This is a genomic window from Clostridium sp. MCC345 (assembly GCF_018785345.1).
GTDB classification, from domain to species: domain Bacteria; phylum Bacillota; class Clostridia; order Lachnospirales; family Anaerotignaceae; genus Anaerotignum_A; species Anaerotignum_A faecicola.
In genome coordinates, this window is sequence record NZ_WQPP01000011.1 from 58,919 (window position 1) to 71,792 (window position 12,874).

The following is a 12,874-nucleotide window of genomic DNA, read 5'->3' on the forward strand; positions in this document are numbered from 1 at the left end:
AAGACGAGATATATTTCTATATCTCGCCTTTTGATTATGCGTAATCGCTCAAAAGATTAGCCCTGAGCCAGCTTTTTGTAGCCTTCCAGTCTTTCTTTTGCTGTTGCTTCTGTCTGTTCGAACAGTTCTTCAGCGATTTCAGGGAAGGTTCTCTGCAGAGAGCTGTAACGAACTTCGCTCAGCAGGAATTCTCTGAAGTTGCCTGTAGGTTCTTTGGAGTCCAGAGTGAAAGGATTCTTGCCTTCCTTCTTCAGTTCAGGGTTGAATCTGTACATCTGCCAGTAGCCTGCTTCAACTGCACGTTTGATTTCGTTCTGAGCACCGGACATGCCGCCCTTCAGACCGTGGTTGATACAAGGAGCGTAAGCGATGATCAGGGAAGGACCATGGTATTTTTCAGCTTCTACCAGAGCCTTAACCAGCTGGTTCTTGTCTGCGCCCATAGCAACCTGTGCAACGTATACATAGCCATAGGACATAGCCATCATACCCAGGTCTTTTTTCTTCACTCTCTTACCGGATGCAGCGAACTGAGCAACTGCACCAACGGGTGTAGATTTGGATGCCTGACCGCCTGTGTTGGAGTAAACTTCTGTATCCAATACCAGAACGTTTACATCTTCGCCGGATGCCAGTACGTGGTCCAGACCGCCGTAACCGATATCGTAAGCCCAGCCGTCACCACCGAAGATCCACTGAGACTTCTTAGCCAGCTGATCCTTGTTTTCCAGAACATAAGCAACGATGTTCTTAGCTTCTGCATCTGCGCCGTTGTAAGCTTCCAGAGCAGCAACCAGAGCCTTTGTAGCTTCCTTGGAAGCCTCGCCGTCGTTCATTGTTTCTACCCAAGCATCAACAACACCTGCAACGGATGCATCGATTGCTTTCAGGTTTTCCAGTCTATCCTTCAGGCCATTTCTCATGTGCTTAACTGCGGAAGCCATACCCAGACCATATTCTGCGTTGTCTTCGAACAGGGAGTTTGCCCATGCAGGACCATGACCGTCTTTGTTTGTTGTGTAAGGCATAGAAGGTGCGGAACCACCCCAGATGGAGGAGCAGCCTGTTGCGTTTGCAACGTACATTCTGTCACCGAACAGCTGAGTTACCAGTTTTGCATAAGGTGTTTCACCACAACCTGCGCAAGCGCCGGAGAACTCAAGCAGAGGCTGTTCGAACTGAGAGCCCTTAACGGATTCCTTGCTCATAGGGTTAGCCTTATGTGCAACTTCGTCCATAGCGAAATCCCAGTTAGCAACTTCAGCTTCCTGTGTTTCCAGAGGCTTCATTTCCAGAGCCTTGTTAGGAGCAGGACATACTACTGCACAGCTGCCGCAGCCCAGGCAGTCCAGAGAGGAAACCTGCATTCTGTATTTCAGACCTGCAAATGCCGCGCCGCCCTTTGCTTCTACAGCCTTGAATGCTGCGGGAGCCTTAGCCAGTTCTTCGTCTGTTACCAGAATAGGTCTGATTGCAGCGTGAGGACATACATAAGAGCACTGGTTACACTGGATACAGTTTTCAGCGTTCCATTCGGGTACGTTAACTGCAACACCACGTTTTTCGTAAGCAGCTGTACCTGTAGGGAAGTGACCGTCTTCTCTGCCGGAGAATGCGGATACGGGCAGCTTGTCGCCTTCCTGTGCGTTCATGGGTTCAACGATATTCTTAACGAATTCTGTTGTCTTTCTTGCTGCTGCAGCTTCTGTATCTTCTGCAGTTGCCCAGGAAGCAGGGATTTCAACCTTAACAGCGCCGTCTACACCACGGTCAACAGCAGCATAGTTCATGTTCAGGATTGTGTCACCCTTCTTACCATAGGATTTTGTGATAGCTGCTTTCATGTATTCTACAGCCTGATCAATGGGGATGATGTTAGCCAGCTTGAAGAATGCAGCCTGCAGAACTGTGTTGATTCTGTTGCCCAGACCGATTTCGCCTGCGATAGCTGTACCATTGATGATGTAGAAGTTTGCATTCTTAGCAGCCAGCTGTCTTTTCAGTTTTGCGGGCAGCTTTTCATCCAGTTCGTCTACAGTCCATGTTGTGTTCAGCAGGAATGTACCATTGGGGTTCAGTTCTGTAACCATGTCGTACAGATGAACATATTCCTGTTTGTGACAAGCAACGAAGTCTGCTGTTTTTACCAGATATGTAGATCTGATGGGTGTATCACCGAAACGCAGGTGAGACTGTGTAATACCACCGGATTTTTTGGAGTCATAGCTGAAGTATGCCTGTGCATATTTGTCTGTATGGTCACCAATGATCTTGATGGAGTTCTTGTTTGCACCTACAGTACCGTCAGCACCCAGACCCCAGAATTTGCAGGAGATTGTGCCGTCGTCACCTGTAACGTTAACTTCTTCGCCAACTTCCAGGGATGTGTTTGTCACGTCATCCACGATACCCAGTGTGAAGTGGTTTTTGGGTTTATCCAGTGTCAGGTTTGCATATACTGCCAGGAACTGTGCAGGTGTAACGTCCTTGGAACCCAGACCGTAACGGCCGCCAACTACAACAGGAGCGGATTCTGCTTCAAACAGTGCTGTACAAACGTCCATGTACAGAGGTTCGCCCTGTGCGCCGGGTTCTTTTGTTCTGTCCAGAACAGCGATCTTCTTCGCTGTTGCAGGGATAACCTCCAGCAGCTTTTCTGCTACGAAGGGACGGAACAGATGTACCTTAACCAGACCAACCTTTTCGCCCTTTGCTGTCAGGTAGTCGATTGTTTCTTCGATTGCTTCACAAGCGGAGCCCATAGCGATGATGATTCTGTCAGCATCAGCTGCACCATAGTAGTTGAACAGTCTGTAATCTCTGCCTGTGATTCTGCTGATTTCGCCCATGTATTCTTCTACTACTGCGGGCAGAGCATTGTAGAATTTGTTTGCTGCTTCACGGCCCTGGAAGTAGATATCGGGGTTCTGAGCTGTACCTCTGATAACGGGATGTTCGGGGTTCAGCGCATTTCTCTTGAATGTGTTTACTGCATCCATATCAATGATCTTTGCCAGTTCATCATAGTCGATGCATTCAATCTTCTGGATTTCGTGAGATGTACGGAAACCATCGAAGAAGTGCAGGAAAGGTACACGGCCTTTGATTGCGGACAGGTGTGCAACGCAAGCCAGGTCCATAACTTCCTGTACGGAGTTGGAAACCAGCATAGCGAAACCTGTCTGACGACAAGCCATAACGTCGGAGTGATCACCGAAGATGGACAGTGCATGTGCAGCCAGAGCACGTGCTGTTACGTGGAATACGCAGGGCAGCAGTTCGCCGGCAATTTTGTACATATTAGGGATCATCAGCAGCAGACCCTGAGATGCTGTGTAGGTGGTTGTCAGCGCACCGGCTGCCAGAGAGCCGTGTACTGTACCGGAAGCACCTGCTTCGGACTGCATTTCTACTACTTTAACTGTCTGACCAAAAAGGTTCTTTTTACCATTCGCTGCCCAGTCGTCTGTTTTTTCAGCCATGGGAGAGGAAGGTGTGATGGGGAAGATACCGGCAACTTCTGTAAACGCATAGGAAGCGTATGCAGCAGCTTCGTTACCGTCCATCGTTTTCATTACTTTAGACATTTCTTTTTCTCCTCCTTTAAAATTTAGAGAGTTCTGTTTATTCCGAGGGATATCCCCCGTCTTTCATCTTTTGCAGCCATCAAAAATGGCGGCTCACCCTTTTTTCGGTATATAAAGAAAGTTTATCAATCACGTTGTCTTACAACAGTAAATTTCTCCTATACATCCGAAACGGGATTTTTTACGTAATTATTATACAATTAAATCTTTTTCATTTCAACAGCAAAATGAAAAAACCCCCGTTATGTTTCTAACAAGATACTTTTTGTGATGTTGCTTACATGTCTTATGTTTTTTAAAATATTTTTATGCAAAATTATTTTTTGTTGACGATTATTATTTATTTTAATGTCTGACAACATTAAAAATTGTACAAAAATTTATACCGTAAAAATATTTATCAAAAGAAGTTTGTGAATCAAAAAACAAGCAGCTTGTATACAGTGTATAAAATAGAATACATAGCTTTCCTCTATCTTTTTTTGCATTTACCAATTCGACAGGATAAACTGTCAAATCAGAAAATAAGATGTCTGATTTCATGATTTCAAACTTTTTTCTTTCTTCTTTCAAAAAATAAAAAAGAGAGTGGATTTTGGCAAATTCCGCTCTCTCTGCTTTATTTTGTAAATATGCCCTTATACTTTTTCCGCCAGATACTCTGCTCCGCCTTCAGCGGTTCTATCGTCTGTCCGCCCTCCGCATTGCGTCCAATCAAAATCAGCTCGCCATCTGCCGTCAGATAGAACTGCTCCGCCGTCCAATCCTCACCTGCCTGCGCCTGTGCCGCCTCCAAAGAGGTCTGCGTCAGCATATCCGCAAGCGTTACGGCTCTCTGCCCCAGAAGGTCAAGGTTTTTTGCAAAGCGCACAGGCATGCCGTTCCTCGTCCCTTCCCAGAGAATCGAAAGAAAATCCTTCGTGCAGAAGCCCGTTGTCACCTGCACCTGCAAAAGGCTGTCCGCCGTATTTTCCTCCGCCATAAATGCTGTAATGTAATCCTGCATCTGCTGCATCAGGGAATCATTCAGGCTTTTTTCGTAATTCGCATCATTCAGCCCCACAATGACCGGCACATCCACAGAATATCCGCCGTTTTCCTCGTCCGCCGTCAGCTCCTTCACTGCCACTACAGGCTCCGTCCCATCCTTCATTTCCAACGTCACCTGCTTGGTTTCGTGATTAAAGCGAACCTCCCCCGTATAGTACGCCGAAATAACCTCCTCGTCCACATACAGGCAGCCGTTAATCATATTCGGTTCCTCCGGCAGCGTTACCGCATACCCATTCAGAACGGCATCCCGTTCCCCGGAACGCACGCGCAGCGTTCTGCCGCGGTAGGAAATCGCCGTTTGTTTCTTTTCCGTATCCCATTTTACCGTTCCGCCCAGCGCTTCCATGGTATTGCGCAGGGGCAGCAGAAGCTTCTCTGTATCCTCAAAATAAAGCGGCATATTCTCCATATTTTCCAACGTTTTTACGCCGTCTTCTTCCTGCTCCGTTTCATTTTGTGCCGAGGTTTCCGTTGCCGTCACCTCTATTTTATTCCGCGTAATCAGCGTCATGGAAAGCGTCAGCGCCCCTGCCAGAAGCACTGCACCTGCCGCCGCAATGATTGCAACCTTTTTTACTGTCATAATTCTCCCTCTCTCTGCTTTCGCTCAGAAAGTATTTTTTAATTCTGCATCATAAAAAATGCCGCCAGCTTTTCAGGAAATGTTGCCTCATCCTTGATCTCCGGCACTCTTTCAGGCAAATCCTTCCCCAGAAGAATTTCCTTTTCGTCCAGACGGATCGTGATATGCTTCGTATCCTTATCCCAGTGCATTTCCGCACCAATCAGATTTGTTAAGTCGCGCAGCTTATAATATGCCGCATCACCCTTTGCTCGCCCCTCTATCTCCTTTGTCTCTCCGTCATAGGAAACCTTCACGGCATCGTATTTCACCTGATTGCCATCCGCAGAAAGGCCTATTTCCCTATCCAGAAAAGCGAACAGTTGCTTTGCATTTGACGCAGAAATGTAGTACGCCCCCTTTTCATAATAGAGCTCAATTCTGTCATCTGTCTCTGCCGTCTGCAGCTGCATCTCCTGCATTGTTCCCTTTCTCCAGGGGTTTGCGGCAGCAGGGTCTGTCGGGTCCCAGCCGCGGCGTACCGTATCGTTTCTGTTGACCTTCGGCACAGCGGCAGGCTGCAAGGGCTCCTTCACCTCCCCGCGATACATTCTCACGGTTATACCAATCGGACAGTTGTCATAAATCCATTTTACATCCCGCACCGTCAGGCGGATGCACCCTGCGGATGCAGTTGTCCCCAATTTGTTGAATTCATCATATTCCAATGTGGTTTTGTCCTTTTCAAAATAAGGTACAGAATGAAAGAGATACGGCCCCGTAATGCGTGTGGCATACTGCCCCCACACATTCCCGTATAATGCACGCCATTCGTATTTCGCACTCGTCCGGAATGTCCCTTCGGGGGTATCCGTGCCGCCGCTGCATCGAAACGCCTTAATGGGAACGGTATAATTTCCTGCCGCATCCTTTTCATATACCGTCACCACATTCGCCGTCAGGTTCACCGTTATATAATAGGGGCTTTTCGTTTTTTCTGCCGCAAATGCTGTGCCGCATAAGCCAAACAGCAGCAAACAGAATACCAATATGCCCAAGCTTCGTTTCTTCATGGTTCTTCTCCTTTGTTACACAGTTGCTTCAATTGCCGAATTTTTCTCTTTTTACATTATAAAAAAGGATTGCACAAGAATCAAGAAACACTTTCTTAAAAATCGTTGAATTTTTGAGAAATCTGCAAAAAAAAAGAACAGGGAACGTCCTTTTCAGGCAATTCCCCGTCTGTTTATTTAAATATTTTTCAAATCCTTAAAGCTTTGGAACAGGGTTCTGTAAAGCTCCTTATACAGCGTGAAGTATTTCGCATACGCACCATTCGCCGCCATATTCGGCTCGGAACTATCTTTTTTCCGCACCAGCGCATCACAGGCCGTCTCCAAATCGGAATAAATGCCTGCGCCAACGCCTGCCAAAATCGCCGCACCCAATGCGCCGCCCTGGTCAGACTGCACCGTGCTTACCGAACAGCCGTACATATCTGCCAGCATTTGTCTCCAGAAGGGGCTTCTGCCGCCGCCGCCGCAGATCATCATATCCTCGATGGGTACGCCCATCTCACGGAACACCTCAACACATTCCCACTGGGAGAAGGAAATCCCCTCCATCACAGAGCGAATCAAATGCGGTCTTTCGTGCATGGCAGAAAGTCCAAAGAACACCCCTCTGCAATCCGGATCGGGATGCGGAGAGCGTTCCCCCATCAGGTAAGGCAGGTAAATCAGCTTTTCAGAACCGATAGGCACCCTTGCAGCCTCTGCCGTCATAATTTCATAAGGGTCTACGCCCTTTTCCGCAGCCTCTGCCATTTCCGGCGTGCAAACGTGATTGCGCAGCCATTGCAGAGAAAGCCCTGCCGCTTGTGTGCAACTCATTACCGTCCATTTGCCGGGTACAGAGGCACAAAGCGTATGCACTCTGCCCTTGGGATCAAGTGCCATTCGGTCGGAAACCGCATAAACCACCGCAGAGGTACCAATCGTGGTGAATGCCTTCCCTTGAGAAACAATGCCTGTCCCAATCGCTGCCGCAGGGTTGTCCCCCGCACCGCCAACCACAATCGTGCCTGCCGCAAGTCCTGTCAGCGCCGCCGCCTCCTGATGCACCTCGCCGGTTACATCCTGCGATTCATACATCTTGCCAAGCAGTCTTTTTTCAATGCCAAGTCCCTCCAGAATTTCATCCGACCATGTCCGCTTTGCAACGTCCATCAGCTGCATGCCGGAGGCATCGGAAACCTCCGTGGCATATTCGCCCGTCAGCTTATACCGAATATAGTCCTTCGGCAGAAGGATATGCGCGCATTTTGCGTACAGCTCCGGCTCATGCTTTTTCACCCAGAGGATTTTTGCCGCCGTAAAGCCGGTTACCGCAGGGTTCGCCGTAATCTGAATGATTTTTTCCGCACCCAGCATACGGTTCATATCCTCGACCTCTTCGCCCGTTCTCTGGTCGCACCAGATAATCGAGCGGCGCAGCACCTCGCCGTTTTCATCCAGCATAACCAGTCCGTGCATCTGTCCGGAAAGCCCAATGCCCTTGATATCCGCCGCATCCACGCCGGAGGCTTGCAGCACCGCCTGCACACCCTGCACTACTGCGTTCCACCAGTCCTCAGGCTCCTGCTCTGCCCAGCCGTTCTGCTCCTGATATAAGGGATATTCAAATGTTTTTGCTGTGATTGGGTTGGCATCCCTGTCAAACAGAACCGTTTTCGTGCCGGAGGTACCAATATCAATCCCCAGTAAATATTCCATAGTCACACCGCCATTTCTTTCGCATGTATCACAGCTTGATAACAGCCTTTACCACATTTTCCTTATCGTTGATGGCAGCCTCGTATGCCTCCTGAATGTGTTCAAAATCGAATTCATGGGTTGCTACCATGCCGATGTCAATGCCGTTTGCAACTGCGGAAATTGCCTTTGCATACAGATTTCTGTAACGGAATACGGATTCGATTCTTGCTTCCTTTGCCATAATCTGACCAAAGTTGAATTTTACTTCGGGGTCAGCCGCCATACCCACCAATGTGATAGTACCGCCCTTCTTTACCAGATAAGGTGTCTGTGCGATGGTAACGGGAGAGCCTGCTGTTTCAAATACCTTTTCAATCCCTACGCCGTTTGTAAATGCTTCTACTTCCTTCAGCACATCCTTTTCCTTCGCATTGATTACTCTGGTTGCGCCCAGCTTCATTGCGTAGTCCAGACGCTTCTGCGCCATATCTACCACTGTGATATCCGTTGCACCGCAAGCCTTACAAGCCAGCAGTGTCATCAGACCGATGCAGCCGGAGCCAAGGATAATGCACTGGTCGCCCATGCCAACCTTGCCCTGGTGTGCCGCATGCAGACCAACAGCAAAAGGCTCAATCAGTGCGCCTTCCTTTGTGGACATCCCTTCGGGCAGCTTGAAGCACATATCCGCAGGGAATGTGATATAGTCCTCATTGCAGCCCTGCACAGGAGGAGTTGCAAGGAAAACAACATCGGGGCACAGGTTATATCTGCCGGATTTACAGAATTCGCAGTGACCGCAGGTGATACCGGGTTCTAATGCAACCTTGTCGCCCACCTTCAGGTCTGTTACGCCTTCGCCCAGTTTTTCTACAACGCCGCCTGCTTCATGACCCAACATCAGTTCGCCGTCAACCACAAAGTCGCCGCATCTGCCGTCCTTGAAATAATGCACATCGGAACCACAAATCCCAACATATTCAATCTTCACCAGAACCTCGCCCGCCTTGGGTTCGGGAACGGGGGTTTCTCTGATTTCCATTTTGTTCAATCCAACCATATAAGCTGCTCTGTTTTTCATCTTTTATCTCCTCGCTTTCGCTTTATTGAAATACACAGTTTTATCAGTTTTCGGGAACCTCTCCTGCGAGACTCTCTCCCTTTTATGATAACAGTATAGACGGAATTATGCAAGAATTACGCGCCTTCCAAAATACAGTTTTTCATGAAAAAAATAGAGGTATCACTCCCGGAAAACCCGAAAATGATACCTCATATTTACAAATCAATCACGAAAAACAGATTTACCTTCTATTATTCTGTAATCTGACCGTTCTTTTTGTACATTTCAACGTATTCGTCTACGTTGTCAGCAGTAATCAGAACTTCTTCGATATCTGTGTCGATCTGTGTTTCTTCGCCTGTCAGCAGCTTGTGTACTGTGTCAAGGTTCAGAGCAGCCAGGTCGATTGCAGACTGCAGGCATGTAGATGTCATGGAACCATCCTGAATCAGCAGGCAAGCCTCTGCTGTACCGTCAACGCCGTATACCAGCATGTCTTTGTAAGTGGGGTTGCCCTTTACAACCTCCAGCGCACCTGCTGCCATGTTATCGTTCATGGAGATAACTGCATCAATCTTGCCGTGTGCTGTTGTCCAGTCTTCCATCAGAGCCATAGCTTCGTCCTTGTTCCAGTTTGCGAAGTCTTCGCCTACAATCTGAACGCCAGGTCTCTGGTCAAAGAATACTTCCTGCCATGCGATACGTCTCTGGTCAGCGTGGAAGTTGCCGGAGGGCCCCTTCAGAACAACAACCTTCGCATTTTCGGGAACCTGTGTCAGTGCCAGCTCAGCGTTAACCTGTGCCTGATTGTAAGGATCGGCATCGACAGAGGATGCACCTTCAATGCCTTCAATTCTGGAGTTGGTTGTGATTGCAACCAGACCTGCCTGTACAATTTTTTCAACGTAGGGTCTCTGTGCTTCGCCGTTGTTGGGCTGCACGATGATTGCATCGTAGCCGTTTGCGATTGCGTTTTCGATTGCAGCGTTTTCCTTTGCATCGTCAGCCTGACCATCGAATACCTTCAGCTCGATGTCATCATACTTATCTGCTGCTGCTACCATTTCGTTTGCCAGCCATGCTGCGAAGGAGTCAGACTGCGCTCTTGCAATATACGCTACCTTGTAGGTTTTATTGCTGTCATCGCCGCCTGCGGAATCACCGCCGCCGCAGCCTGTCAGAGCGGTTGCCGCCATAGCCAGTGCCATAAATGCTGCTAAATACTTTTTCATTTTACTCTCTCCCTTTCTTTTTGAAATTACCTTTTTGAGAACATTTTTGCTTTATTTACATTTGATTGATCAAATGAAAGCCATATCATTGGGTTATGCCTTTGCCGCAGGCTCCTTCTTTTCGTCCTTCTTCTGCAGGATAACCTTGGGCGATTTTTTATTCTTGAAGTTGATATCATACAGAACAGCTGCCACGATGATGATACCCTTTACTACCTGCTGAATGTAAGAGTCTACGCCCTGCAGGTTCATGATGTTGTTCAGGCAGCCGATGATGAAGGAACCGATTAAGGAGCCGGAGGTTGTACCAACACCGCCGGAGAAGCTTGTACCGCCGACAATGGCAGCCGTCAGACCTTCCATTTCGTAGCCTACCGCACCATTCGGCAGACCTGCGTTTACACGCGCCATGAACAGCACGCCGGCAATCCCGACCAGAACACCGTTAATCAGGAATGCCATGTATTTGGATTTTACAACATTGATACCGGATGCGATAGAGGCCTCCTCATTGCCGCCGATGGCATAGAAGGAACGTCCCAATCGTGTCTGGTTCATAATATACGAAATAATAATCGTCGCCAAAACAGTAAAGATAACGGGAATGGGAACAGGACCGATTTTCCCCTGCCCGACTACAGCGTATTTCCCAATCTGCAAAATATTCTGCCCGGAGGTATACAGCAGTGCCAGACCTCTCGCCGCCATCTGGGTTGCCAGTGTTACGATGAACGCAGGCAATGCGAAGTTTGCAACAAACAATGCGTTAATCATGTTGAAGATAACCGCAACACCGATGGAAACGGCAAACGCCACTGCCATAGAGCCGGTCGCCTTATACGCACTGACGGAAAGCACACCCGACAGTGCAAGCACCGCACCCGAGGACAAGTCCAGCAGACCGGATACAATCAGTACCATTTCACCATACGCCAGAATGGTCGCTACCGCCAGCTGCACTGCAATATTGGTAATATTTCTGTGGCTCAAGAAATTGGGGTTCATCACAGAAGATACGATAATCAATACCAGCAGAACAAAGAAAATAGAAAATTTCTGCATTAACTCTTTTGATTTATTATTTTTCACTTTTGATCTCCTCCTTTATTTATTCCTGAATAATGCTATGTGTCCCTGTCGCATAAACCATGATAGCCTCCTGAGAGAATTCCTCCCGCTTCAGCTCGCCTGCAATATGGCCCTGGTTCATCACATAAATTCTGTCACACATACCAATCAATTCGGGCAGCTCAGAGGAAACCATTACAACTGCTTTACCCGCCTGTGCCACTTCTGTCATCAGTTTATAAATTTCAAATTTCGCGCCAACGTCAATCCCTCTTGTGGGCTCGTCCAGAATCAGCACCTCAGGGTCACGCATCATCCATTTTGCCAGCAGCACCTTCTGCTGGTTCCCGCCGGAAAGAGACTGAATCGGTGTTTCCTGTGTCGGTGTTTTTACGCTCATTTTATCAAAATATTTTGCAACCATCGCTTCTTCTTCTTTTCTATGGGCATGCCCGCCATAGAAGAATTTTTCCAAGGCTGCAAGGCTCGCATTTTCGCGCACACTTCTCATGGGGATAATGCCGTAACGGCGGCGATCCTCCGAAAGCATGACCATGCCTGCCTTTGTTGCATCGGCTACCCGTTTGATTTTGATTTCCTTGCCGTGTACCTTTACCGTACCGCCGTCAATGGGGTCAAGCCCAAACAGACAGCGCATCACTTCCGTACGCCCTGCGCCGACCAGCCCTGCAAAGCCAACGATTTCGCCCTTGCCTACATGGAAGGTTACATCCTCAAACAGCTGACCGCTCTTGAGGTCTTTTACCTCAAGCAAAGGCTCCCCAATCTCAATATTCTCCTTGGGATATACGTTTTCCATACGACGACCTACCATCAGCGCGATAACCTCGTCAATGTTTGTATCCTCCGCACGCATACTCTTTACAACCGTACCGTCACGGAATACCGTAATATCATCCGCAATGCGGAATACCTCATCCATCTTATGAGAGATATAAACAATCGCACAGCCCTTTGCCTTCAGAAGTGCAATCTTCTTAAACAGCAGCTCAACCTCCTTCTGCGTAATGGAGGACGTAGGCTCGTCCATAACAACGATAGACGCATCGTTGGAGATTGCCTTCAGGATTTCCAGCATCTGAATATCGGAGGTAGTCAGCGTTTTCAGCTTATCCGTTGCCTTATAGGGCAAATGCTCCTCCTTCAGCAGCCTTTCGGTTTTTTCGCGCACCTCGCGCCATTTTACTCTGCCCATCCCATCCACAGGCAAGCGTCCCAGAAAAATATTTTCCTCTACGGACATTTCGGGAACATAGTTCAGCTCCTGCGCAATCATGGCAATTCCGAGAGATCTTGCCATAATGGGATCTTTGATTTTCACCGATTTCTCATCCACAAAAATTTCGCCGGCATCCGGCTTATAAATCCCGTTGATAATCTTCATCAATGTAGACTTGCCCGCGCCGTTTTCACCGCACAGCGCATGTACAGTCCCTTTTCTGACTGTAAAGTCGATTTTATCCAAAGCCTTTACACCCGGAAAAGATTTTTCGATTTTTGAAACCCGAAGTTTGATGTCATCCCCCATAGGT

The 12,874-nt window shown here is 48.1% G+C and carries 8 protein-coding genes; all 8 read right to left on the reverse strand.

The features are described from left to right. Positions 1-56 precede the first annotated feature (56 nt). Complete coding sequence (nifJ, locus tag GPK49_RS03410) at positions 57-3,587, reverse strand: pyruvate:ferredoxin (flavodoxin) oxidoreductase (protein WP_016407781.1); 3,531 nt, start codon at positions 3,585-3,587, stop codon at positions 57-59. A 619-nt stretch (positions 3,588-4,206) separates the two neighbouring features. Beyond that, entirely contained in the window at positions 4,207-5,223 is a 1,017-nt protein-coding gene (locus GPK49_RS03415; protein ID WP_215676745.1) for a copper amine oxidase N-terminal domain-containing protein, read from the reverse strand. A gap of 38 nt (positions 5,224-5,261) precedes the next feature. Continuing rightward, positions 5,262-6,275 (reverse strand): L,D-transpeptidase, encoded by a 1,014-nt coding sequence (locus GPK49_RS03420; RefSeq protein WP_215676746.1) that lies wholly within the window; start codon positions 6,273-6,275, stop codon positions 5,262-5,264. Between the two features lie 177 nt (positions 6,276-6,452). Beyond that, positions 6,453-7,976 (reverse strand): xylulokinase, encoded by a 1,524-nt coding sequence (gene xylB / locus GPK49_RS03425; RefSeq protein ID WP_215676747.1) that lies wholly within the window; start codon positions 7,974-7,976, stop codon positions 6,453-6,455. Between the two features lie 28 nt (positions 7,977-8,004). Beyond that, entirely contained in the window at positions 8,005-9,039 is a 1,035-nt protein-coding gene (locus tag GPK49_RS03430; protein WP_016407785.1) for an NAD(P)-dependent alcohol dehydrogenase, read from the reverse strand. Positions 9,040-9,272: 233 nt separating this feature from the next. Then, a complete protein-coding gene (locus GPK49_RS03435) occupies positions 9,273-10,253 on the reverse strand; it encodes a sugar ABC transporter substrate-binding protein (protein ID WP_215676748.1) in 981 nt (326 codons plus the stop codon). Between the two features lie 93 nt (positions 10,254-10,346). Then, positions 10,347-11,342 (reverse strand): ABC transporter permease, encoded by a 996-nt coding sequence (locus GPK49_RS03440; protein WP_016407787.1) that lies wholly within the window; start codon positions 11,340-11,342, stop codon positions 10,347-10,349. Positions 11,343-11,361: 19 nt separating this feature from the next. Beyond that, positions 11,362-12,870 (reverse strand): sugar ABC transporter ATP-binding protein, encoded by a 1,509-nt coding sequence (locus GPK49_RS03445; RefSeq protein ID WP_016407788.1) that lies wholly within the window; start codon positions 12,868-12,870, stop codon positions 11,362-11,364. Positions 12,871-12,874: the final 4 nt, after the last annotated feature.

Coding starts and splice junctions, on each gene's coding strand:
- GPK49_RS03415 (WP_215676745.1), bottom strand. CDS start 5,223: ATGACAGTAAAAAAGGTTGCAATCATTGCGGCGGCAGGTGCAGTGCTT.
- xylB (WP_215676747.1), bottom strand. CDS start 7,976: ATGGAATATTTACTGGGGATTGATATTGGTACCTCCGGCACGAAAACG.
- nifJ (WP_016407781.1), bottom strand. CDS start 3,587: ATGTCTAAAGTAATGAAAACGATGGACGGTAACGAAGCTGCTGCATAC.
- GPK49_RS03435 (WP_215676748.1), bottom strand. CDS start 10,253: ATGAAAAAGTATTTAGCAGCATTTATGGCACTGGCTATGGCGGCAACC.
- GPK49_RS03430 (WP_016407785.1), bottom strand. CDS start 9,039: ATGAAAAACAGAGCAGCTTATATGGTTGGATTGAACAAAATGGAAATC.
- GPK49_RS03445 (WP_016407788.1), bottom strand. CDS start 12,870: ATGGGGGATGACATCAAACTTCGGGTTTCAAAAATCGAAAAATCTTTT.
- GPK49_RS03420 (WP_215676746.1), bottom strand. CDS start 6,275: ATGAAGAAACGAAGCTTGGGCATATTGGTATTCTGTTTGCTGCTGTTT.